Here is a 23359-nt window from a genome sequence, read left to right as displayed (position 1 = left end):
CCGGAGGGGGGTGGGAGCGGGCGTAGTGGGCGTGTCGGAGGGGCGGAGCGACGACAGAGCGGGCGCGTAGCCCGCGTGGGGTCGACTAGCCGAGGCCCTTTAGCAGTTGGCGGGCCATGACGATGCGTTGGACCTGGTTGGTGCCTTCGTAGATTTGGGTGATCTTGGCGTCGCGCATCATGCGTTCGACCGGGTAGTCGTGGGTGTAGCCGTAGCCGCCCAACAGTTGGACGGCGTCGGTGGTGACGGCCATGGCTACGTCGGAGGCGAAGCACTTGGCGGCGGCGCCGAAGTACGTCAGGTCGGAGTCGCCGCGCTCGGAGCGGGCGGCGGCGGCGTACGTGAGCTGGCGGGCGGCCTCGATCTTCATGCCCATGTCCGCGAGCATGAACTGGAGACCCTGGAACTCAGCCAGAGCCTTGCCGAACTGCTTGCGTTCGGCAACATAACCGAGCGCGTAGTCGAGCGCCCCCTGCGCGATTCCGAGCGCCTGGGCGGCGATCGTCACCCGGGTGTGGTCCAGCGTCGCCATCGCGGTGGAGAAGCCGGTGCCGAGCTCCCCGATGAGGCGAGACGCGGGGATGCGGACGTTGTCGAAGTACACCTCACGGGTCGGCGAACCCTTGATGCCGAGCTTCTTCTCCGGTGCGCCGAAGGAAACACCCTCGTCGGACTTCTCCACCACGAAGGCGGAGATGCCACGCGAACGCGCAGAAGGATCGGTCACCGCAAACACGGTGTAGAAGTCAGACACCCCCGCATTCGTGATCCACCGCTTCACACCGTTCAGCACGAACGAGGAGCCGTCCGCAACAGCGCGCGTCTTCATCGACACCGCGTCGGAGCCGGCCTCAGGCTCCGACAAGCAGTACGAGAACATCGCGTCCCCAGCCGCCACCGGAGGCAGGTAGCGAGCCTTTACCTCCTCGGACGCGGCCAGCAGCAGCGGCAGCGAGCCGAGCTTGTTCACCGCCGGGATGAGCGAGGTCGATGCGCAGGCCCGCGCGACCTCCTCGATCACGATCACGGTCGCCAGCGCGTCCGCCCCGGCGCCGCCGTACGCCTCCGGGATGTGCGGCGCGTGGAAGTCGGACGCCTTCAGCGCGTCGTACGACGCCTTCGGGAACTCGGCCAGCTCGTCCACGTCGCCCGCGTGCGGCGCGACCTTGGCGTCGCAGACGTCCCGGACGGCCTCGCGGATCGCCTGGTGCTCCTCGGACAGCGCGTACAGGTCGAATGAGTTACTCACGAGTCACACAGTACGACGAACAAACCCGCAGTACAGGACGTCAACAGCCGAAAGTGACGAAGTCCGCACGCCCTGGAAGACCGGGGGCAACCCGCCGGTCACCGGCTGATAACCACGATCGGTAGAGTCCCCAGCATGAGTGAAGCGACGTCCCGTCCGCTCCGGATCGCCGTCATCGGCACCAACTACCTCGGCGCGAACACCGCCGCCGGGATGGCCGAGTTCGGTTTCGACGTGATCGGGGTCGAGATCGACGAGCACCGGCTGAAGCTGCTGAACGACGGCAAGGCCCCGCTGTACGAGCCCGGGCTGGACCCGCTGCTGAAGAAGCACACGGACTCCGGCCGGCTGCGGTTCACCAAGGACTACCACGAGATCGCCGACTGGGCCGACGTGCACTTCATCTGCGTCGGCACCCCGCAGCTCGAGGGCAGCGAGGCCGCCGATCTCGCCCAGGTGCACTCCGTGGTGAACATGCTCGCGCCGCTGCTGACCAAGCCGACGCTGGTCGTTGGCCGGTCGACGGTCCCGGTCGGTACGTCGAAGATCGTCGAGGCCCGCTTCCACGCCGAGGCCCCGGCCGGTACCGGCGTCGAGATCGCCTGGCAGCCGGAGTTCCTCCGCGAGGCGCACGGCGTCGACGACACGCTGCGCCCGGACCGCCTGGTCTTCGGTGTGCAGTCGCAACAAGCCGAGGCCAAGCTGCGCGAGGTGTTCGCCACCCCGATCGCGTCCGGTACGCCGGTCGTCGTCTGCAACCTGCCGACCGCGGAGCTGGTCAAGGCGGGCGCGAACGCGTTCCTGGCCACCAAGATCTCGTTCATCAACGCTCTCGCCGAGATGGCCGACGCGACCGGTGCCGACGTGACCCAGCTGGCCGACGCGCTCGGTCACGACAAGCGGATCGGCCGCGGCATGCTGAACGCAGGACCGGGGTACGGCGGTGGCTGCCTGCCGAAGGACCTGCGCGCGTTCATGCACCGCGCCGGCGAGCTCGGCGTCGAGGAGATCATCACGTTCCTCCGCGAGGTCGACGACATCAACCAGCGCCGCCGCGCCGGGATCGTTGACGTCACCCACGAGATGCTCGGCGGCGAGTGGGTCGGCAAGAACGTCACCGTGCTCGGCGCCGCGTTCAAGGCCGGTACGGACGACGTCCGCGACTCGCCGGCGCTCGACGTGGCCGGCCGGATCCAGCTGCACGGCGCGAACGTCACGGTCTTCGACCCGGAGGCGATGGACAACGCCCGCCGGGTCCGCCCGACGCTGCGGTACGCCGACTCCGCGCTGGACGCCTGCCGCGACGCCCACGCCGTACTGCACCTGACCGAGTGGCCCGAGTTCCGCGAGCTCGACCCGGTCACGCTGAAGGAGATCGTCGCCACCCCGGTGATCGTGGACGCCCGGCTCCTGCTCGACCCGGCCACCTGGCGGGCCGCGGGCTGGACCTACCGGGCCCCCGGCAAGCCGTAACCAGCCTAGTCAGCTGACGGTCGCGGTCCGGAGCACGGGTCGCGTCAGGACGACGAAACCGGCGAGTGCCGCGGCGATCGAGATGCCGAGGCACACACCGGTGATGCCGACCCCGCCGACGTCGGCCAGGCTGCCGAGCACCGGGTTCATGATCACGACGGCAAGGCTCTGACACAGGACGACGATCGACTGCAGGCGGGACTGGAACTCACGGTCCACCGAGTTCATCAGCAACGGCAGCACGTGGCCGGTGAACGTGCCGACGCCGATCCCGCTCAGCATGCCCGCGGCGAACGTCAACGGCAGCGGGTCGAAGACCGACAGACCGAGCAGACCGCCCGCGGCCACGACCAGACCGATGCCGGCGAAGATGCCGGGGCGCGGAAAGGCGCCCCGCATCAGGATGCGCAGCGCAATCACGCCGACGCCCAGGCTCCGGCTCGCGACCAGCAGACCCGCGGTCGCCGCGTTCCACCCGTGCGACCGGGCGAGCAGCGGAAACAGCAAGGCGTCGAGCGGCATCAACAGCCCGGCCGCCACGGTCATCGTGATCAGCAGCGCCCGCGTCAGCGGCCGCCCCCACGCGACGCCCAGACCGGCGAGGATCGACCGGAACATCCCGGTCGGCATCCGGCCGGGAGGCGCGATCGTCTTCCGCAGCAGGAAGAGTACGACGATCATCACGCCGAAGGTCAGCGCGTCGAAACCGGCCGCGGCGGCCAGTCCGGACCAGCTGACCAGCACGCCGCCGACCGCCGTACCGCTGACCGCGAAGACCACGCCGACGACCTGAAAGCTGGCCAGTGCCCGCGGCACCTGCTCCGGCGGCACGAGCAGCCGCGGCATCGAGCGGGAGGAGGGCAGAAAGAACGCATCGATGACGCCGACGACCAGCGCGAGGCCGAGCAGCAGCGAGATCGGCTCGCCGAGCGCGAGCGTGGTCGGAACCAGCGCGCCGGTCACCACGAACATCGCGACGCAGCTCGCCATCAGGACGCGGGGAGCACCGAAGCGGTCGCCGACGGCGCCGCCGACCAGGAGGAGGGCTGCCCGCGGGGCGGCGGCGAGCAGGAGCACGAGACCGGCGACCCGGCCACCGTGCTGGCTGGCCGACCATCCGATGCCGAAGGTCATCGTCAGGTCACCCAGCAAGGACACGGCAGCACCGAACAACCAGATCCAGTAGCGGACCGGGATGCGCTGCGTGTCCGGTTCAGTGGGCGGAGTCACGATCGACGACCTTAGACGACAACCATTGGGATCTCACGACTACCCGTCCTCGTCCTGTGGAAAACCCGAAAGGACTTCAGCCTTTACGCAGCTCTGCCGCCCCGTCACGCACGGTACTGCCCTTGGCCCGGGCCACCTCCGCGAGCGACTCCTGGAAGGCGATCATCCGGTCCCGCAGCTTCTCGTCGGACGCGGCCAGGATCCGCACCGCGAGCAGGCCCGCGTTGCGCGCGTTGCCGATCGAGACCGTCGCCACCGGCACCCCGGCCGGCATCTGCACGATCGACAGCAGCGAGTCCATCCCGTCCAGGTACTTCAACGGCACCGGTACGCCGATCACCGGCAGCGGAGTCACCGCCGCGAGCATGCCGGGCAGGTGCGCGGCGCCGCCGGCACCGGCGATGATCACCTTGAGCCCCCGCTCGTGCGCTGACCGTCCGTAATCGATCATCTCGGCCGGCATCCGGTGCGCGGAGACCACGTCTGCCTCAAAGGGCACGTCGAACTCGGCGCACACCTCGGCCGCGGCCTTCATCGTCGGCCAGTCCGAGTCGGACCCCATCACGATGCCAATCATCGGTCATCCCTACTCGTCGATCGTGCCGGTCAGGTACGCCGCCGCGTGCCGGGCGCGCTCACGCGTCGCGTCGAGGTCGTCGCCGTACGCCGTGACGTGGCCGACCTTACGGCCCGGCTTCACCGACTTGCCGTAGAAGTGGACCTTCAGGCCCGGGTCGCGGGCCAGGCAGTGCAGCAGGCCGCGGTGCATGTCCTCGACGTCGCCGCCGAGCACGTTGACCATCACGGTGTACGGCGCTCGCGCGGCCGGCGAGCCGAGGGGCAGGTCGAGCACCGCGCGGAGGTGGTTCTCGAACTGGGACGTGACCGCGCCGTCGATCGACCAGTGCCCGGTGTTGTGTGGCCGCATCGCCAGCTCGTTGACCAGCAGGCGGCCGTCGCGAGCCTCGAACATCTCCACCGCGAGGATGCCGACCACACCGAGTTCACCCGCGATCCGCAGAGCGGTCTGCTGGGCCAGCGCCGCCTTCTCCGGCGCCAGGCCGGGGGCAGGTGCGGTGACCTCGACGCAGATGCCGTCCTGCTGCACCGACTCGACGATCGGGTACGCGACCGCCTGACCGTGCGGCGACCGGGCCACGATCGCGGACAGCTCGCGGACGAAGTCCACCTTCTCCTCGGCCAGGATCGGTACGCCGGCACCGAACGCAACCGCGATGTCCGCGTCCTCCGGCCCGTCGACGAACCAGACGCCCTTGCCGTCGTACCCGCCACGGGTCGTCTTCAGGATGATCGGGAACCCGCCGACCCGCTTGGCGAAGTCGGCGACGTCGGCCGCGGACTCGACCACCTGGTGGGCCGGCGACGGCGCGTCGAAGCTGTCCAGCCGACTGCGCATGACCGCCTTGTCCTGCGCGTGCATCAGCGCGTCCGGTCCGGGGTGGACGCGGATGCCGTCCGCCTCGAGCGTGCGCAGGATCTCGGTCGGCACGTGCTCGTGGTCGAACGTCACCACGTCGCACTCGGCGGCGAACCGCCGTACCGTCTCGAGGTCCCGGTAGTCGCCGACCGGGGCGTCCGCGACCGCCTGGGCCGCGGAGACGGCCGGACCCTCCGCGAGCACCCGGAGCTGGATGCCGAGGGCGACCGCGGACTCCTGGGTCATCCGGGCCAGCTGTCCGCCGCCGACCATGCCGACGACCGGCGTACCGACTGGGAGGTCTGTGCGAGGAAACTTCACAACCGGAGCCTAGTGCCCCGCGTTGGAGGTTGTTCGAGTGATTGCGGTGTCCAGGTGCGTGCATCGCGGTGGCGGAGGAGCGGCCTCGATGCTTTTCCATCGTGGCCGTTCCTCCGCTGCCGCGAGGTGCGTGCCTGGGCGCCGCAAGCGCCGAAGAACCTCCAACGCGGGGCACTAGTCCATACAACAGGGACCGGTCGGGGGCCACCTCGGCACGCGGGCGATTTCTGTGTCGGCCCGGGCGGACGGTACCGTGGGAAGCTGCCCCTCCCGTCGCGATGTGATCACAGAAGGTACCGGAGACCGTTGAAGCTCGTCAGGACGCTGTACCGCCAGTTCGAGCATCTGGTGCACGAGGTCGCGAAGTTCGGTCTGGTCGGTCTGCTCGGTCTGGTCGTCGACCTGCCGATCTACAACTGGCTGGTCTTCAACAACCCGCTGGTGCTCGCCGACTCCGGCGAGGGCATGCTGCACCACAAGCCGCTGACCGCGAAGCTGATCTCGACCACGGTCGCCACCGTCGCGACGTACTTCGGGAACCGCTACTGGACCTGGCGGCACCGCGAGCGCAGCGGCCTGCACCGGGAGTACGTGCTGTTCTTCGTGCTGAACGGCATCGGTCTGCTGATCGCGGCCGGCTGCCTCGCCTTCTCGCGATACGTTCTGGACCTGCACAGCTGGCTGTCCGACAACATCGCGGCCAACTTCATCGGCCTCGGCCTGGGCACGCTGTTCCGGTTCTGGTCCTACCGCAAGTTCGTCTTCCGCGAGGAGATCGCGCTCGAGGAGGCCGAGCACTCCCCGGCGCCCGACTCGCCCGCGGAGCTCGACGGCGAGTCCACCGGCGACCTCCCCGTCGTCCGCTGACTTTTCGGTCCGGGGCGAACCCGGGCGATTGTCGGCGCTGCATGTGAGGATGCCCGTATGGGCGAGATTCAGGTGCGGGTGGCAGGCGCAGAAGAGTACGAGGCCGTGCAAGGGGTGTTTGCGCGGGCCATGATGTTCGAGTCCTCGATGGACGACCTGTCGCGGCAGATGTTCGAGGCCGAGCGGGCGTTGGTGGCCACCGACGGGGCGGAGATCGTCGGGACCACCAGGGCGCTGACGCGGGACCTTTCGGTGCCGGGGGCGGTTGTGCCGGCGGCGCACGTGACTGGCGTCGGCGTGAAGGCGACGCACCGGCGGCGGGGCGTGATGTCCGCGCTGATCTCGCAGCAGTTGCGCGACGTGCCGGAGGCGTTCGCGGTGCTGTGGGCCAGCGAGCCGGCCATCTACGGCCGCTTCGGGTACGGCGCCGCCGCCTGGGGCACGGCGTACGAGGTCGACCTGCACCGCGTCGGCCCGCCGTCGTACCGGGCCCGTCCCGGCGAGCTGGGCGAGCTGACCGTCGACGAGGCGCTCAAGGAGCTGCCGCCGCTCCTGCGTGCTTTCCAGGAATACCGGCCGGGTGTGTCCGGCCGGTCTGAGCTCAAGTGGCAGCAGCACCTCCAGGACAAGCCCGAGGACCGCCACGGCCAGCTGGCTCGCCAGATCCTCGTGCACCGCGACGAGGCCGGCACGATCGACGGCTACGCGCTCTGGCGCGGCAAGCTGAGCTGGGGCCCTACGGGTCCCGCCAACGAGGTCTCGGTCGAGGAGCTGGTCGCTGTGGATCCCACGGCGTACCGGTCGCTCTGGCAGTACCTACTGACCCAGGACCTGGCCGCGAAGCTCAGCTACGGCTACGCGGCGATCGACGAGCCGCTCATGCAGCTCGTCACCACGCCAACCGCCCTGGACCGCCGCGTGAGCGAGTCGCTCTGGCTGCGAATCACCGACGTACCTCGTGCCCTCCAGCAACGCCGGTACGCCGTCTCAGTGGACGTCGTCCTCGACGTGACCGATGAACTCATCTCGACCAACACCGGCCGCTTCCACCTGGTAGCCGACGGCTCATCGGTCACCTGCGAGCCAACGGACGCCCGAGCCGACCTCGCCCTCTCCATCACCGACCTCGGCTCCGCCTACCTCGGCGGCCGCCCACTAGCCGAATTCGCAACCACCGGCCGCGTAGTAGAACACACCCCCGGCAAACTCGCAGCCACCACCATGGCCTTCGGCTGGCCGCTCGCGCCGGTCAACCTCGAGGTGTTCTAACGCTCGTCGTCTGAGCTGAAGATGGTTGAGCCTTCGGGGTCGGGGAGTTGGGGTTGGGGTTGGGGGTCTGGGCGGCGGCGCATGTGTTCGGGGGGCTCTTCGTCGGCGAGGATGCCGTCGCCGGGGCGGCCTTCGGGGCCGCCGAAGAGGAGGTCGGACATCTGCAGGTGGAGGTGCTCGACGTGCGGTACGTCGGGCAGGTCGACCTGGCCGCGTTCGCCGGCGGACTCGATGTGCAGCGTGCCGCAGCCGAGCATGCGGTCGATCAGGCCGTGCTCGTAGGAGACGTCGTTGATCCGCATCAGCGGGATGTCCCGGCCGGTGCGGGTGAAGATGCCGTGCCGGGTGATCAGCCGCCGGTTGGTGACCGTGTACGTCGAGAAGTACCAGTTCAGGAACGGCTTCAGCGCGAACGCCACCAGGATCACCACGCCGACGGCGAGGATCGCGATCCGGCCCGGCGTCCGGAACGACCCGGCCGGGATGATCGCGGCCAGGAACCCACCCGCGGCCGCCACCACGAGCAGCAGGAAGATCGGCCCGAGCAGCGCCTTCCAGTGCGTCCGGGTGCTGACGACGACGTACTCGTCCTCACCCAACAGTTTCGCCGAGATCGCCATACCCCCAGTCTCACAGGTCACCGGTTCGGTTGTCCTCCCCCGACACGATCGGGTCAAGAAGTGATTCAACGCTTCACAACATGCATACAGTGGGCGAAGATGCGCGAGGGGTAACCACTGGGGGGCAGGAGAAGGAGCCGTGATGGCAATCTTGTCGGTGCTCGACCGGGAGCACACCGTCGCTCCGCCGGGCTACAGCCGCTGGCTGATCCCGCCGGCAGCGCTGGCCGTCCACCTCTGCATCGGGCAGGCGTACGCGACCAGCGTCTACAAGACCTCGATGGTGAAGCACTTCGACACCAGTCAGACCGCGGTCGGCGTGGTGTTCAGCATCGCGATCGTGATGCTCGGACTGTCCGCCGCGATCGGCGGCACCTGGGTGGAACGCAACGGCCCGCGCAAGGCGATGTTCGTCGCCGCGTGCTTCTGGGGCACCGGCTTCCTGGTGGGTGCCCTGGGCATCGGTACCGGCCAGCTCTGGCTGGTCTACCTCGGGTACGGCGTGATCGGCGGCATCGGCCTGGGCATCGGCTACATCTCCCCGGTCTCCACGCTGATCAAGTGGTTCCCGGACCGCCCGGGCCTCGCCACCGGGCTGGCCATCATGGGCTTCGGCGGCGGCGCACTGGTCGCCAGCCCGCTGTCGCGTCAGCTCCTCGGCCTGTACGACGCGAAGTACGACCCGAACGTGAGTACGTCGGTCGCCGGCGGTCCCGCCCTGGTCGGACTGTTCGTGACGCTCGGCATCGGCTACTTCGTGATCATGATGTTCGGCGTCGTCAACATCCGGGTGCCCGCCGACGGCTGGGCACCGGCAGGCTTCGACTCCGCGGCGGTCAAGGCGAAGCCGCTCGTCACCACCGCGAACGTCTCGGCCGCGAACGCGATCAAGACCCCGCAGTTCTGGTTCCTCTGGGTGGTGCTGTTCTGCAACGTCACCGCAGGGATCGGCATCCTCGAGCAGGCCAGCCCGATGATCCAGGACTTCTTCCGCGGCGCGGACGGCAAGTCGAGCGTCGCGGTCGCGGCGGCGGCCGGGTTCGTCGGCCTGCTGTCGATCTTCAACATGGCCGGGCGGTTCGGCTGGTCCAGCACGTCGGACCTGATCGGGCGGAAGCCGATCTACGCGATGTACCTCGGCGTCGGGATCATCGCGTACGCCCTGCTGGCCACGGTCGGGCACAGCAGCACCGCGGTCTTCGTGCTGCTGGCCGCGATCATCATCTCGTTCTACGGCGGCGGGTTCGCGACGGTTCCTGCGTACCTGCGGGACCTGTTCGGCGGGTACCAGGTCGGCGCGATCCACGGCCGGTTGCTGACCGCGTGGTCGGCGGCCGGGATCGCCGGTCCACTCATCGTCAACGGTTTCCTGGACCACGAGGGCAAACCGGGCACGCTGACGGCGTCGGCGTACCGCCCGGCGCTGTTCACGATGGTCGGCGTGCTGGCGGTCGGGTTCATCGCCAACCTGCTGATCCGCTCGGTCTCCGAGCGGTACCACGAGAAGTCTGAGCCGACGGTGGAGGCCGCGTCATGAACCAGACCCCACGCCTGGTGATCTCCTGGCTCCTGGTCGCCGTCCTGCTCGGCTACGGCATCATCGAGACCCTGATCACCGCGGCAAAGATCTTCACCGAGTAGTTCGTAGGTGGGTGACGTCGCCCGCTGCCAACGGACGAGGACCGTCCGGTGAGTCCACGATGAGCCGGCCATCGTCCGCGAGGTCGCGGGCGACGCCTTCCAGGAAGGTGCCGTCCGGGAGCTCGACGCGGACCTTCTGCCCCAGCGTGGCGGAGAGTTCGCGGTACTCCGAGAGCACCGCGTCGGGCGAACCGTTGGCGTCAACCCAGGACTGGTAGCGAGAAGCCAGTTCGCGAAGCACTGCCGCCATGACGGTGGCCCGGTCCGTCGTGGCTGCCTGTTCGAGGGCAAGCGAGGTCGCAGCGGGGTGAGGCTTTTCGGACTCGCGGAGGGTCACATTGAGGCCGATGCCGAGGATGGCGGCCGGGCCGTCGACGCGTTCCAGGAGGATGCCGGCGAGCTTGCGGTCCTCGACCAGGACGTCGTTGGGCCATTTGACCAACGCAGGGATCTCGGCGACCTGGCGTACCGCGGTAGCGACCGCCAGCGGGACCAGCAGGCCCAGCCAGGGCCAGCGGGCCGCATCGACAGTCGTCGGGCGCAGCAGAGCGGACATGAGCAGCGCAGAGCGCGGCGGAGTAGTCCAAGTGCGGCCCAGACGACCACGGCCTGAAGACTGGTGCTCCGCTACGACAACGAGACCCTCAGCAGCACCAGCGGCCGCAGCGGCAGCCACGACCGCGTTGGTAGAGGGCGTGTCGGCGAGTACGTCGAGGTGCGTCCACAGCGAACCGGGACGCACCAGCCGCCCCCGCAGGAACTTCTCGTCCAGCGGAGGGCGGTCCAGGTCGCTGAACATCAGCCGGTGTTCTGCAGGCCGGCGGCAACACCCGAGACGGTCAGCAACAGCAGCTGTCGGGTGCGGACGATCTGCTCCTCGTCCAGCGAGTCATCGGTGCGCAGGCTGCGCAGCGCCCGGAGCTGCAGGTAGCTGAGTGCGTCGACGTACGGGTTGCGCAGCTCGACCGCACGGCCCAGCACGCGACGGCCCTGCAGCAGGCGCTCCTCGTCGAGCACCTTCAGCACCCACTCGGTGGTCAGCGCGTGCTCGTCGAGCATGAGCTTCGTGAGGTCGTCCCGTCCGCCCAGCTCGAGGTAGCGGCCGAGGATGCGCCGGTCCGTCTTCGCCAGCGACATCTCCGCGTTCTCCAGCATCACCTGGAACAGCGGCCAGTTCTGGTTCGCGTCCTGCAGCAGCGCGACGTCTCCGACCGCGGCGAGCGCAGTACCCAGGCCGTACCAGCCCGGGGCGTTCACGCGGGCCTGCGACCAGGCGAACACCCACGGGATCGCCCGCAGGTCCTCCAGCGACGACACGGCCACCCCGCGTCGCGCCGGACGCGACCCGAGCGGCAGCTGACCGAGCTCCTCGAGCGGTGTGACCCGCCCGAACCACTCGGCGAAACCGTCCGCTTTCACGAGCCGGTGGTACGCCGTCCGCGCCGCCTCGTCGAGCGTCTTCTCCGTCACGGCGAACCGGTCCGCGGCCGCAGCGGCCCGCTCCTCGATCGCCGGCGTCGACGCCAGCAGAGTCGCGGCTGTCACCTGCTCGATGTGCCGCTGCGCGATCGCTGCATTGCCGTACCGCGCCGGGATCGCCTCGCCCTGCTCGGTGAGCTTGAACCGCCCAGCAACGGATCCAGGTGCCTGCGCCAGTACGGCGCGGTTCGCCGGACCACCGCCCCGACCGAGCGCACCACCGCGCCCGTGGAACAGCGTCAGCCGGATCGCGTTCCGCTGCGCCCACGCCGTGATCCGCGCCTGCGCGTCGTACAGCGCCAGCGTCGCCGACACCGGCCCGACGTCCTTGGCCGAGTCGGAGTACCCGAGCATGACCTCGAAGCGCCGGTCGTTCGCCGTGAGCCGATGCCGCACCCGGGTGAGCTGGATCGCGTTGTCCAGCACCTCTACCGAGTTCTGCAGGTCCTCACCGGTCTCGAACAGCGGTACGACGTCCAGCTCGATCGGGCGGCCGTCCAGCGCCGCATCCGCGAGCTCGTAGACCGCTGCGAGGTCACCGGCGTTCCGGGTGAACGAGACGACGTACCGACGGCACGCCTCCGGGCCGAAGCGCTGCTGGATCTGTCCGATCACCCGCAGCGTCGCCAGCACCTCTTCGGTCTGGTCGGAGAGCTCGCCGCCGCCCAGCACCTCTTCGAGGGCCTTGGCGTGCACCGACGAGTGCTGGCGGACCTCCAGCTCGGCCAGGTGGAAGCCGAACGAGTTGACCTGCCAGATGAGCTGCTGCAGGTCGCCGTACGCCTGCCGTGGTGCGCCGGCGGTCACCAGCGAGTCCTGCAGCACCTTGAGCTCGTGGGCGAAGTCGGCGGCCCGCGGGTAGCCGAAGTCCGCGTCCCGCGCCCTCGTCGCGGCCAGCCGGCGCGCGGCGAGCAGCAGGAGCTGCCGGTGCGGCTCGGCGGGCGACCTGGTCTCGATGTCTGCGATCAGCTCCGGGTTGACCGCCCGGGCGTCCTCGAGGATCCGGCGGACCGGCGCTGAGGGCGGTGTGGTCGCGGCGTCCAGCGTCAGCGCCCGGCCGAGCACCTCGGTGGCCTGCTCGAGCGCCCGCAGGACGTGGTCGGCCTGGATCTGCATCGCCTCGCGGGTGATCGCGGCGGTGACGTTGGGGTTGCCGTCTCGGTCGCCGCCGATCCACGAGCCCAGCCGGACGAACGGGGCCACCACCGGCGTCCGCGTCCCGGCCGCGTCACCGGCCAGCGCGTCGTCCAGCCGCCGGTAGACGTTGCCCACGACGTCGAACAGGGTCTCCTCGAACACCGCCATCGCGGACCGCACCTCGTCCAGCGGCGACGGCCTGCTGGTGCGCAGCTGCGACGTACGCCAGAGGATGTCGACCTGCTCGATCAGGCGGCGGCGGTTCTCCGCCAGCTCGCTGTCACCGGCCCGCGGGTCGTGCCGCTCGTCCAGCAGCGCGGTGATCCGGCGGATGGTCGCCAGTACGGCGCGGCGGCGCGCCTCGGTCGGGTGCGCGGTCAGCACCGGGCGGAACTCCAGCCCGTTCAGCAATGCGCGGGCCTGCTGCTCGCCGCTCTCGCGGGTGATCTGCTCGACCGCCTGGGCCAGCTCGGACACCACCGCTTCGGTCCCGGCGTGGTCGCGCTCGCGCAGTACGCGCGCGCGGTGCAGCTCCTCGCTGAGGTTCGTCAGGTGGAAGTAGCAGGTGAACGCCCGGGCCACGTCCTCGGCGCGCTCGTGCGGCCAGGAGGCGACCAGTTGCTCGGCCGCAGCGCCGTCTCCGGCGATGGTCAGCTCGCGCAGCTTCTCCACGTCGTCGAGCAGCGGCTGACCGGCGTACTCGACCAGAACCTTGCCGAGGATCTCGCCGAGCAGGCGGACGTCGGCCCTGAGCTCCTCAGGCACCTCGAACCGCGCGCGGGTACGGGTCTCACTTCCGGTCTCGGTCACGTTCGCCCACCCTATCGGCGGGCGCACGCGCGCGCCGCTCCGTCCGCCCACTGGAAGCCGATCGTGACCGACTGTTCAGCTACTTCACAGTATGTGCGCTAGACATTGCCGAAACCGCCGCCGACCACCTGCGAGACGGTCTTGGCGAGCTCCTCCGGGGACCGGTCGGTGCCGTCCACCACGAGGAGGCGGGCGCAGGCCTCGGTCATCGAGGCCAGGAGCTCGGCGAGGACCGGGAGGTTCGCGTCGGGGTCGGTGACGCCGGGCAGGGACTGGACCAGGGTCAGCCGCAGGCTCTCGACGAGGAACGCGCGGGCCGCGCGCACCCGCTCCGCGACGGCGGGTGCGGCGCCGTACTGCGCGCCGAACACGATCCGCCAGGACTGGGGAGTGTTCTGGACCGCGGTGAGGAACGCGGTCAGGCCTTCGAGGACGTGTTCCTCGGGGGTACCAACGGTCGGGTTGGCCGGCAGCGCGGCAACGATCGAGACGACCAGATTCTGCTCCTCGCGGGCCAGCAGTGCGAGCAGCAGCTCGTCGCGGTTCGAGAAGCTGTCGTAGACGACCGGCTTCGTCACGCCGGCCGCATCCGCGACCGACTGCATCGTCGTACCGGCGAAGCCCTTCGCCGAGAAGACCTCGAGAGCAGCGTCCAGAATCATCGGCCGCCGCCGCTCAGGCCCCAGATGTTGCGCCCTGCGGCGTTTCTCGGAGTCCCCAGCCACTTGACAAAACCTACAGCATCGTAGGAAATTCCTACGGTCTGGTAGGAACGCTGCCGCGGGGGTGGTCGGATGGCCGAACGGGGCAGTGCCGGGTGGCTCGAGTCCGAGGGGATTGCGACCTTGGAGGCGAGTGAGCTGGCGAGATTGGTCGACCGGACGTCGGAGCGGGAGCTTCGGCATCGACTCATCGGGGGTGTGCGAGAGGTCGCGTTGCGCGAGATCTTTCGCCGGATGCCGGAGTACCTCCGACCCGCCCGGGCCGCCGGGTTCGATGCCGTGATCAGTTGGCAGATCACCGGCGCGGGCGGGGACGGTACTCCGGAGACGGTCGACGAGTACCGGATCCGGATCCACGACGGGCGCTGCACGATCCTGGACGAACGGCCGGTCGCGCCGGACATCTCGATCCGCACCGATCCGGCCACGCTGCTCCGCATCGTCACGGGCAACGAGGACCCGGTCCTGGCGGTGCTCAAACAACGCCTCTCGGTCCGCGGCGACCTCGCCCTGGCCGCCCGCCTGACCAAACTCTTCGCCGTCGGCCCGGCCTAGTCAGACTCCCGCTCCCGCGGCGCGGCCTGAGCACCCGGACCCGGCCGCGTGCCGGACGGCGACCGACCCGAGCGGGTGACACCGCTCGGGTCGGTGCTCGCGGGATCGCTGCCCGGAGCGAACCGTCCGTCGACCTGGGCGTTCTTGGCCTGTCGGCGCTCCTCCTCCTCGACCGCCGACCTGGCGAACCCGGGGTTCGCGGCATACGTCTTGGGTGCGCGCTCCGCGACCTTCCCGATTCGCAGGCCTTCCCGGTGCGGGTCGTCGACCGGGAGCGCCTCGAACCCGCGGTCGATCTCGCCGGCGATCATCTGCTTGGCGAACGGCCCCTCCACGTTCAGAACGGCCGATCCGGCCACCAGCGCCTCCGCCGCCACCATCGCCATCCGGGTCCGGCCTTGACCGGCCATCTCCCGCAGCGTCTCCCCGCGCTGCCGGTCGGTCGCAGCGTCGACAACACTCGCGAACGCCCGTGCGGCAGGCGCGAACCGGCGGTCAGGCTCGTGCGGCGCGCGCCGTACCTGGTACGCCAGCGCGGGCGGCAGCGTCCGGTCGACGATCTCGCCGAAGTGGTCCTCGGCGAACGCGGTCCCGACCGCCCGCTCGACGGCGAGGAACTTGGGCGCCAACGTCCGCGCCTCGGCCTCGTCCGTGCGCCCGTACTCGGCCGGCACCGCCAGACCCGTCAACGACGCCGCAGCAGACTGGATCCCGGCGCGCGCAAGGGTCGCTTCCTCGGCGTCCAGCGGCCGACCGGCGACGAGCTTCTCGAGCGCGTGCTGCTGCTCCTCGGTCACCTGGATCGCCGCGTCGTCGGAGCGCGGCGGGAACTCGACCCGGCCGTTCCACCGCGACTCCGGTACGCCGGTCAGCTCGCCGACCGCACCTCGAATCCGCTCGTAGAGCTCGTGCATCGACCCGGGCCGCCGTACCGGCTCCGGCCAGCCGCCTTTGTCGAAGAGCTCGGCGATCTCTGCCGTCGCACCGATGCTCGCCGCCGTGATCGCCGCGGAGCCGACCCCGACCGCCGCCTGCCGGTCCTGCAGTACTTCGATCGGGTCGCGGCCCGGCTCCAGCCGGTGCCGCTCGGTCCCCTCGAACACCGCCTCGAGCTGATCACTGATCAACCTCTGCACCGCACCGCGCGTCGCGGCCGGCAGCGCTTCGTACTCCGGCCGGAACTGCAGGAGCATCTCCGCTGCAGCCGGCGCCACCGCACCGCGGCCGGCGGCGACCAGCTCGGTCAGGACCGCCTGCTCGGACCCGCTCTTGCGCGCGATGATCGCGATCGCGAGTGCACGGGCCGACGCAGCGTCGCCCTCCAGCACCGGTTGCGGGAACAGCCCGAGATCGTCCTGCTTCCAGTCCCGGCCCAGCTGCGCCACAAGCCGCGGTGTCGCGAACGCCGCGTACGCGCGGCTCATCGCCATCCCGAGCCGGTTGCGACCGAAGACGTGCTCAGTCGCGGCGGGCTCCACGTCCGGCTCCAGGACCGCGGCGCAGTGCGCGACCAGCTCGGTCAGCGCGCCGCGGATCTCCGGCCGCCGGTCCACCTCCCCGGGCCCGGGAGCCAGCCGTGCCGGTACGTCGAGGTTGTCGGCCAACGGCCGCAGCCGACGCTGGTCCGAAAGCGTCAGCCGGCGGGCGATCTCGTCGGCGGTGGCCGATGACCACCCCTTGGTGTCCTCGGCAACCAGCCGGCTGACCGCCCGCACCAGCGCGTGCAAGTTCGCATCCGCCACGCCGGAAACCTACCGCCCGGCGAGTCCAGACCGTCTCGCGGCGGTGTGTTGCGGTCGATCTCACAGCGGCAGGACCGCCTACTGACGCGTAGGCTGCCGGTTCATGGGAGAGACCTCGAATGTCCACACCACTGCGGGGAAGATTGCGGACCTCGAGCAGCGGCTCGACGAGGCTGTGCATGCCGGGTCGGAGCGGGCCGTGGAGAAGCAGCATGCCCGCGGCAAGAAGACCGCTCGGGAGCGGATCGCGCTGCTGCTGGACGAGGGTTCCTTCTCCGAGCTGGACGAGTTCGCCCGGCACCGCTCGACCAGCTTCGGCCTGGACGCGAACCGGCCGTACGGCGACGGCGTGGTGACCGGCTTCGGCACGATCGACGGCCGGCAGGTGTGCGTGTTCGCCCAGGACTTCACCGTCTTCGGCGGCAGCCTGGGTGAGGTCTTCGGCGAGAAGATCGTCAAGGTGATGGACCTGGCGATGAAGATCGGCTGCCCGCTGATCGGCATCAACGACTCCGGCGGCGCCCGGATCCAGGAGGGCGTGGTCAGCCTCGGGCTGTACGGCGAGATCTTCCGCCGCAACGTCCGCGCCTCCGGGGTGATCCCGCAGATCTCGCTGATCATGGGCCCGTGCGCGGGCGGCGCGGTCTACTCCCCCGCGGTCACCGACTTCACCGTGATGGTCGACGAGTCGTCGTACATGTTCATCACCGGCCCGGACGTGATCAAGACCGTCACCGGCGAGGACGTCAGCCAGGAGGACCTGGGCGGCGCCCGGACGCACAACACCAAGTCCGGTAACGCGCACTACCTCGGCAGCGACGAGGAGGACGCGATCGAGTGGGTGAAGGCGCTGGTCGCTCACCTCCCGCAGAACAACCTCGAGGACCCGCCGGTGTACGACGCCCCGGCCGACCTCGAGCCGACGGACACCGATCTGGCGCTGGACACGCTGGTACCGGACTCGCCGAACCAGCCGTACGACATGCACACCGCGATCGAGGCGGTCGTCGACGACGGCGACTTCCTCGAGGTGCACGCGCTGTTCGCGCCGAACATCATCGTCGGCTTCGGCCGGGTCGAGGGCCGGCCGGTAGGCGTGGTCGCGAACCAGCCGCTGCAGTTCGCCGGGACGCTCGACATCGACGCGTCCGAGAAGGCGGCCCGGTTCGTCCGCACCTGCGACGCGTTCAACCTGCCGATCCTGACCTTCGTCGACGTGCCCGGCTTCCTGCCCGGCACCGACCAGGAGTGGAACGGCATCATCCGCCGCGGCGCCAAGCTGATCTACGCGTACGCCGAGGCGACCGTCCCGATGATCACCGTGATCACCCGCAAGGCGTACGGCGGCGCGTACGACGTGATGGGGTCGAAGCACCTCGGCGCGGACATGAACATCGCCTGGCCGACCGCGCAGATCGCGGTGATGGGCGCCCAGGGCGCGGTCAACATCCTGCACCGCCGCGAGCTCGCCGCCGCCGACGACGTCGAGGTCCGCCGCCAGGAACTGATCACGGAGTACGAGGACCACCTCGCGAACCCGTACATCGCGGCCGAGCGCGGGTACATCGACGCCGTCGTCAAACCGAGCGAGACCCGGGCCGAAATCATCCGCGCCCTCCGCCTCCTCCGCACCAAACGCGACACCCTGCCGCCGAAGAAGCATGGGAACATCCCCCTGTGAACACCGTCCGCGTCACCAAAGGCGACCCGACCCCCGCGGAACTGGCGGCCCTCGTCGCGGTCCTCGCAGCTCGCTCTGCCACGCCCGCACCGGCTGCACCGGAGCGGCCGAGCAACTGGGCGACCTACTGGCGCAACACCCGGACGCCGTTCCACCCCGGCCCGGGGCAGTGGCGCGCAAGCGCTCATCCGTAAACACTGGCGGTATGGCTAAGTACACGGTCAATCCCGAGGCGGTCGACCACGCGCGGAAGCTGATCGACGGGCGCCAGTACGTGCTGGACAGCGACTGGGGTGAGGTCCAGCCGAAGGCCGACGACCAGAACTCCTACCTGGACAAGCACGACTGGGCGGAGTACGGCGCCTGGCACCTCGGCCTCACCGACGGCGCCGGCGAGGAGACCAAGGCGCGCTACGCTTTCGTCTTCGGCGACTTCCGCCGCATCCACCGCACTGCATTGATCGCCTCGGTCTACCGCGCCGCCGAATGGCGCCACAAAGCCGTCGAACTGGCAGCCCACGACCTGCTGCAGTACCTCGACACGAAGACCGGCCTGAAACCCTAGGTACGGCGGAAGCGGACCACCGGGTAGACCGGTGACTGGTTCGTGTTCCGCGTCGGGCCGACGAAGGTGGTGGCGCCGTCGAGGACGAGGCCGTGGCGGGCGGCTGCCGCGACCAGGTGCGACAGCGCGTCCTCGGCGCGGCGGTTGGTGGGGCCGCGGCCGTCGGCGTAGCGGCTGACGTCGGACTTGTCCGCGGTGGTGATGAAGACGCCGTCGGTTCGCAGTACCCGGGCGACTTCCTCGATCACCGGCTCGCTGTCGGCGAGCAGGTGCAGCAGCCACACCGCGACCACCGCGTCGCACCGGCGGTCTGCCACCGGCAACCGCGCCGCGTCGGCCGCGGCTACATGACCGGGCAGCCGGACCCGAGCTCGCTGCAACATGGCCTCGGACAGGTCCATGCCGTGCACCAAGTGGCCCAAGGCAACCAGTTCGGCACCGACGATCCCGGTGCCCACGGCCAGCTCGAGGACGCGGCCGCCGGCGGGCAGCAGTGCATTCACCGCACGCGCCGCGGCCTGCGCACGCCCGGTCCCGCCACGGGTCTCGTCGTACGACTCGGCCACTGTCTCGTCGTAGACGTACGGCGCTCGGGTTTTCCAAAGGGCCGGCCACGGAATGCCGACCTCGATCAGCATGGTGCGGAGGAGCGGGAGGGAGAGGCCGACCACGTTGTGGTAGTCACCGTCGACGCCCGCGACGAACGGGCCGCCCAGACCGTCGACGGTGAACGAGCCTGCGACCACGAGCGGTTCGCCGGTGGCGACGTACGCGTCGATCTCCTCGTCGGTCAGGTCGGCGAAGTGCACCGTCGTCGACGCCAGCTCGCGGAGCTCCTGCTTGGACTCGGTATCGATCAGGCAGTGCCCGGTGTGCAGGACGCCGCTCCGTCCGCGCATCATCCGGAGCCGGTCGCGCGCGACCTCGGGCTTGCCCGGCTTGCCGTACGCGACGCCGTCGATCTCCAGGACCGAGTCGCAGCCGAGGATGGTCGCGTGGTCGGTCAGGGTGGCCATCACCGCGCGGGCCTTCAGCGTGGCGAGCAGGCGGGCGAGCTCGCCCGGGCTCTCCGCGGTGATGTTGTCCTCGTCGACGCCGGAGACGATCACCTCCGGCTCGACGCCGGCGCCGCGCAACGTCTTCAGCCGCGCCGGCGAGGCCGACGCGAGCACGAACCGCACGCTCACAGCTTCGCCAGTGCCCGGCGCAGCGGGTCCAGACCGATCGACCCGAGGTTCAGCGCGTCCCGGTGGAACTCCCGCAGGTCGAACGCGGATCCCTTGCGCTGCTTGGTCTCCTCGCGCGCCTGCAGCCAGATCCGCTCGCCGACCTTGTACGCCGGTGCCTGCCCCGGCCAGCCGAGGTACCGGTTCAGCTCGGCGCGCAGGAACCCGGTCTCCATCCGGCAGTGCGCCCGCAGGAACTCGAACCCGAGGTCCGCGTTCCACGTCTCGCCGGGTCGCCAGCCGAACGGGTTGTCGCGCGGGATCTCCAGCTCCAGGTGCATGCCGATGTCGACGACCACCCGGGCGGCCCGGAAGCCCTGTGCGTCCAGCATGCCGAACAGCGCGCCCTTGTCCTCGAGGTAGCCGAGGTCCTCCATCAGCCGCTCGGCGTACAGCGCCCAGCCTTCGCCGTGGCCGGAGACCCAGCAGGCCAGCCGCTGCCAGCGGTTCAGCAGGTCGTTGCGCAGCATCGTCTGCGCGACCTGGAGGTGATGCCCGGGCACGCCCTCGTGGTAGACCGTCGTGACCTCACGCCAGGTGGCGAAGTCCTCGATCCCGGCCGGCACCGCCCACCACATCCGGCCGGGCCGGGTGGTCAGGTCCTCGCTCGGCTGGGTGTAGTAGATCGAGCCGTCCGACGTCGGCGCGATCCGGCACTCCAGCGTGCGGATCTCGTCCGCGATGTCGAAGTGCGTGCCGCCCAGCTCGACGACGGCCGCGTCGGACAGCTGCTGCATCCAGTCGCGGAACGCTTCCTTGCCGTGGATCTGCCGCGCCGGGTCGTTGTCCAGCAGGGCCGCCGTCGCCTCGATAGTGCGGTCGCCGCCGTTCAGACCGGCCGCGATGTCCTGCATCGCCGTTTCGATCCGGAACAGCTCGGCCCAGCCCCAGGCGTACGTCTCCTCGAGGTCGACGGTCGCGCCCAGGAAGGTGCGCGACGCCAGCTCGTACCTCTCCCGGCCGCAGGCGTCCCGCTGCGAGGCCCGCGGCGCCAGGTCGTTGGTCAGCCACTCGCCGAACTGCTCGAACGCCTTGCGCGCCGAGCCCGCGGCCGCGTCGACCGCCCGCTTGACCGCGCTGTCCGGCGCCTGCGCCGCCAGCCCGCCGAAGAAGTCGTCGCCCTCGGCACCGGTCCAGCTGGTGATCCGCTCGGCCAGCCCGGTCACCTGCCTGAGCGCGGACACGTTGCCCTGGCCGGCCTGATCGAGCAGCGTCTCGCGGTACCCGTCGAGCGCCGTACCGATCTGGTTCAGCCGGATCGCGATGGTCTCCCAGTGCTCGTCGGTCTCGGTCGGCATCAGGTCGAACACCTGCCGCAGCTGCGCGGGCACCGACGAGATCGCGTTCAGCTCGTACTGCGGTACGCCGGCCTCGAACCGCTCGAGCTCCAGCCCGAGCCGCTCCAGGAACGCGTCCTTCGCGACCTCCTCGCGCGGGCTGCCCGGCTCGATGGCCTGCGCCCCGGCGACGGATCGCCGGGTCAGCTCGGCCGCCGCGGCGTACCCGTCCGGGGTGTAGTCGGGCAGCTCGTGGTCGTGACCCGAGATCCCGAGGTAGGTGGCCTCGATCGGCAAGAGCTCGACGTACTCCTCGAGGTACCGGTCGGCGAGCTGGTCGATCGGGCTGTTCGGCGTGCTGCCGTTCTGGTGCGCTTCGGTCACCTGGCCGACCCTACCTCCCGGGGGTGCGCGGGGCTGACCTGTTTGTTGCCGATACTGTTGGCGGTCGCCGTCAGCGTTGGAGAGAGGAACGGGCGTTGAGCCAGCCACCGTACGGGCCGCCCGGCCAGAGCCCACCGCCGTACCAGCAGCAGCCACCGATGCAGCAGCAGTACCCGCCGCAGTACCAGCAGGCGCCGTACCAGCAGCAGGGTCCTTACGGACAGCCGCAGTACGGCGCTCCGCAGTACGGGCCGCCGCAGGGACCGCCGCCCGGCCCGCCGCAGGGCCCTGGCTTCGGGTGGGGTGCCGGGTTCCAGCCGCCGCCGCGGAAGAAGTCGAAGGCCCCGCTGGTCGTGATCCTGTCGCTGGTCGGCGTGGCGATCGTCGGCGCCTGGATCCTCGGCGTGATCAAGAAGAACGCCGACAACGACTACACCCCGCCGGTCAGCTCGCGCTCGTACAGCCCAGAGCCGACCGAGGGACCGACCTCCAGCGAACCGACCGAACAGCCGACGGAGCAGCCGACGGAGCAGCCGACGGAGCAGCCGACGGAAGGGCCGACCGAGGAGCCGAGCAGCTCCAGCACGTCCACCTCGCCGTCGAACGGCCCGTCGGACGCGACGATCGTGGCCAAGAACGCGCTCTACCGGGTCGGCCAGATGCGGACGGTCAACTGCAAGGAGCCGCGGGTCCGGCCGACCAACGCCCGGAACGCGGCCGCGTACTGGGCCGCGATCAAGCCGTGCCTGGACCGGTCCTGGGCGCCGCTGGTGGCGAAGGCCGGCTACAAGTTCACCGCGCCGCGGATGACGTACTGGTCCGGCACCAGTACGTCGAACCCGTGCAGCAGTGGGCCGGTCGACGTGCCGTTCTACTGCTCGGCGAACCACATGATGTACATGAAGGTCGACAACTTCGTCGAGGCGTACACGAAGTACAACGACTCGACGGACCGGGCCTACGCGCGGATGTGGTACTCGCGGTCGATCGCGCACGAGTACGGGCACAGCGTGCAGAAGATGACCGGCATCCTGGACGCGTCCGACAACCTGCGCTACGAGCAGGAGGACTACGCGGGCCGGATGCGGATGACCCGGCGGATGGAGCTGCAGGCGAACTGCTTCGCCGGTGTGTTCCTGGCGGTCAACAAACGCAGCTACCCGATCAACGGCGAGATGCTCTATGTCTGGACCAAGTACGTCGTGACGTCCGGCGACAAGCCGGAGGAGGGCGACCACGGCAGCGTGGCGAGCCAGGGCCGGTTCATGGGCAAGTCCTTCAAGACCGGCAACCCGGCCAGCTGCAACACCTTCTCGGCGTCCCCGAAGAACGTCAGCTAGCCGCTCAGCCGGCGAGCTCCGGCGGCGCGACCTGCTGCCAGGAGTCGAGCAGGATGTCGTGCAGCTCGTCGGCGTCCTCGAGCGCGGCGAGGCGGGCCCGAACCCAGTTCGAACCCGCCTCGTGCGGCGGAACCCAGAACTTCCCGGGTTCCGCCGCGATCAGCTCCGCGCGCTCCAGCCGGGGGCACCGGACCGCGAACGACGTCTGGTCGTCCGGCACCGTCACGAACATCCGCCCGGCGACGTCGAACGTCGGATGCCCCCACCGCTGCTTCTCCACCGTCTCCGGGAAGGAGAGCGCGATCCGTCGTACGTCGTCTGCGTCCAGCACGG

At 70.0% G+C, this 23359-nt stretch carries 21 protein-coding genes; 9 read left to right on the top strand and 12 right to left on the bottom strand.

Going from position 1 to position 23359, the window contains the following annotated elements:
- Positions 1-85: 85 nt before the first annotated feature.
- Positions 86-1249, bottom strand: a complete 1164-nt coding sequence (locus tag AB0E69_RS30300; RefSeq protein WP_360153660.1) for an acyl-CoA dehydrogenase family protein — start codon at positions 1247-1249, stop codon at positions 86-88.
- Positions 1250-1384: 135 nt separating this feature from the next.
- Here AB0E69_RS30300 and AB0E69_RS30295 point away from each other — a divergent pair, with 135 nt between their 5' ends.
- A complete protein-coding gene (locus AB0E69_RS30295; protein ID WP_360153657.1) occupies positions 1385-2722 on the top strand; it encodes a UDP-glucose/GDP-mannose dehydrogenase family protein in 1338 nt (445 codons plus the stop codon).
- A gap of 9 nt (positions 2723-2731) precedes the next feature.
- Here the strand turns inward: AB0E69_RS30295 and AB0E69_RS30290 are convergent, their stop codons facing one another.
- The 3 genes from AB0E69_RS30290 to AB0E69_RS30280 form a co-directional block, all read right to left on the bottom strand.
- Positions 2732-3952: an MFS transporter gene (locus AB0E69_RS30290; RefSeq protein WP_360153654.1), complete on the bottom strand. Its 1221-nt coding sequence runs from the start codon at positions 3950-3952 to the stop codon at positions 2732-2734.
- Positions 3953-4028: 76 nt separating this feature from the next.
- Positions 4029-4529 (bottom strand): 5-(carboxyamino)imidazole ribonucleotide mutase, encoded by a 501-nt coding sequence (gene purE, locus AB0E69_RS30285; RefSeq protein ID WP_360153651.1) that lies wholly within the window; start codon positions 4527-4529, stop codon positions 4029-4031.
- Between the two features lie 9 nt (positions 4530-4538).
- Entirely contained in the window at positions 4539-5711 is a 1173-nt protein-coding gene (locus AB0E69_RS30280; protein WP_360153648.1) for a 5-(carboxyamino)imidazole ribonucleotide synthase, read from the bottom strand.
- A gap of 306 nt (positions 5712-6017) precedes the next feature.
- Here AB0E69_RS30280 and AB0E69_RS30275 point away from each other — a divergent pair, with 306 nt between their 5' ends.
- Together AB0E69_RS30275 and AB0E69_RS30270 are read left to right on the top strand one after the other, a co-directional pair.
- Positions 6018-6578: a GtrA family protein gene (locus tag AB0E69_RS30275; protein ID WP_360153645.1), complete on the top strand. Its 561-nt coding sequence runs from the start codon at positions 6018-6020 to the stop codon at positions 6576-6578.
- Between the two features lie 57 nt (positions 6579-6635).
- Positions 6636-7847: a GNAT family N-acetyltransferase gene (locus AB0E69_RS30270; RefSeq protein WP_360153642.1), complete on the top strand. Its 1212-nt coding sequence runs from the start codon at positions 6636-6638 to the stop codon at positions 7845-7847.
- On the opposite strand, the gene AB0E69_RS30265 is transcribed toward AB0E69_RS30270, so the two are convergent.
- A complete protein-coding gene (locus AB0E69_RS30265) occupies positions 7844-8467 on the bottom strand; it encodes a PH domain-containing protein (protein ID WP_360153639.1) in 624 nt (207 codons plus the stop codon). The two genes, AB0E69_RS30270 and AB0E69_RS30265, sit on opposite strands and share 4 nt — an antisense overlap.
- A 142-nt stretch (positions 8468-8609) precedes the next feature.
- Here AB0E69_RS30265 and AB0E69_RS30260 point away from each other — a divergent pair, with 142 nt between their 5' ends.
- The gene (locus AB0E69_RS30260; RefSeq protein WP_360153636.1) at positions 8610-10004 is read left to right on the top strand and encodes an OFA family MFS transporter; all 1395 of its coding nucleotides are present in this window, start codon (positions 8610-8612) and stop codon (positions 10002-10004) included.
- A gap of 93 nt (positions 10005-10097) precedes the next feature.
- On the opposite strand, the gene AB0E69_RS30255 is transcribed toward AB0E69_RS30260, so the two are convergent.
- The 3 genes from AB0E69_RS30255 to AB0E69_RS30245 all read right to left on the bottom strand — a co-directional run bounded on the left by AB0E69_RS30255 (position 10098) and on the right by AB0E69_RS30245 (position 14259).
- A complete protein-coding gene (locus AB0E69_RS30255) occupies positions 10098-10907 on the bottom strand; it encodes a biotin--[acetyl-CoA-carboxylase] ligase (RefSeq protein WP_360153633.1) in 810 nt (269 codons plus the stop codon).
- Complete coding sequence (locus AB0E69_RS30250) at positions 10907-13534, bottom strand: phosphoenolpyruvate carboxylase (RefSeq protein WP_360153630.1); 2628 nt, start codon at positions 13532-13534, stop codon at positions 10907-10909. Before AB0E69_RS30250 ends, AB0E69_RS30255 begins: the two co-directional genes overlap by 1 nt.
- A 98-nt stretch (positions 13535-13632) precedes the next feature.
- A complete protein-coding gene (locus AB0E69_RS30245) occupies positions 13633-14259 on the bottom strand; it encodes a TetR/AcrR family transcriptional regulator (protein ID WP_360153627.1) in 627 nt (208 codons plus the stop codon).
- Positions 14260-14328: 69 nt separating this feature from the next.
- On the opposite strand from AB0E69_RS30245, the gene AB0E69_RS30240 reads away from it, so the two are divergent.
- Positions 14329-14811, top strand: coding sequence for an SCP2 sterol-binding domain-containing protein (locus AB0E69_RS30240; protein WP_360153624.1), 483 nt, complete (start codon positions 14329-14331; stop codon positions 14809-14811).
- Here AB0E69_RS30240 and AB0E69_RS30235 read toward each other — a convergent pair.
- Positions 14808-16553, bottom strand: a complete 1746-nt coding sequence (locus AB0E69_RS30235) for a hypothetical protein (protein WP_360153621.1) — start codon at positions 16551-16553, stop codon at positions 14808-14810. The two genes, AB0E69_RS30240 and AB0E69_RS30235, sit on opposite strands and share 4 nt — an antisense overlap.
- A gap of 103 nt (positions 16554-16656) precedes the next feature.
- Here AB0E69_RS30235 and AB0E69_RS30230 point away from each other — a divergent pair, with 103 nt between their 5' ends.
- Genes AB0E69_RS30230 through AB0E69_RS30220 form a run of 3 tightly spaced genes read left to right on the top strand, consistent with a single transcriptional unit; the run spans position 16657 to position 18799 of the window.
- Positions 16657-18234 (top strand): acyl-CoA carboxylase subunit beta, encoded by a 1578-nt coding sequence (locus tag AB0E69_RS30230; protein WP_360153618.1) that lies wholly within the window; start codon positions 16657-16659, stop codon positions 18232-18234.
- On the top strand, positions 18231-18428 hold the full coding sequence (locus AB0E69_RS30225) for an acyl-CoA carboxylase epsilon subunit (protein WP_360153615.1): 198 nt from the start codon (positions 18231-18233) through the stop codon (positions 18426-18428). The genes AB0E69_RS30230 and AB0E69_RS30225 overlap by 4 nt, the downstream gene beginning before the upstream one ends.
- A gap of 11 nt (positions 18429-18439) precedes the next feature.
- Positions 18440-18799 (top strand): hypothetical protein, encoded by a 360-nt coding sequence (locus AB0E69_RS30220; RefSeq protein ID WP_360153612.1) that lies wholly within the window; start codon positions 18440-18442, stop codon positions 18797-18799.
- Here the strand turns inward: AB0E69_RS30220 and AB0E69_RS30215 are convergent.
- Positions 18796-19980 (bottom strand): Maf family nucleotide pyrophosphatase, encoded by a 1185-nt coding sequence (locus AB0E69_RS30215; protein WP_360153609.1) that lies wholly within the window; start codon positions 19978-19980, stop codon positions 18796-18798. The two genes, AB0E69_RS30220 and AB0E69_RS30215, sit on opposite strands and share 4 nt — an antisense overlap.
- A gap of 2 nt (positions 19981-19982) precedes the next feature.
- Positions 19983-21686, bottom strand: a complete 1704-nt coding sequence (locus AB0E69_RS30210) for a DUF885 domain-containing protein (RefSeq protein ID WP_360153606.1) — start codon at positions 21684-21686, stop codon at positions 19983-19985.
- 95 nt (positions 21687-21781) lie between these two features.
- On the opposite strand from AB0E69_RS30210, the gene AB0E69_RS30205 reads away from it, so the two are divergent.
- Positions 21782-23026: a neutral zinc metallopeptidase gene (locus AB0E69_RS30205; RefSeq protein ID WP_360153603.1), complete on the top strand. Its 1245-nt coding sequence runs from the start codon at positions 21782-21784 to the stop codon at positions 23024-23026.
- 4 nt (positions 23027-23030) lie between these two features.
- Here the strand turns inward: AB0E69_RS30205 and AB0E69_RS30200 are convergent, their stop codons facing one another.
- Positions 23031-23357 carry an MmcQ/YjbR family DNA-binding protein gene (locus tag AB0E69_RS30200; protein WP_360153600.1) on the bottom strand — a complete coding sequence of 109 codons (327 nt, stop codon included), beginning with the start codon at positions 23355-23357 and terminating at the stop codon, positions 23031-23033.
- Between the last annotated feature and the right edge of the window lie 2 nt (positions 23358-23359).

Source organism: Kribbella sp. NPDC026611 (assembly GCF_040638345.1).
In the GTDB taxonomy this organism is placed as follows: Bacteria; Actinomycetota; Actinomycetes; order Propionibacteriales; family Kribbellaceae; genus Kribbella.
This window is presented reverse-complemented; position numbering and strand designations above follow the sequence as displayed.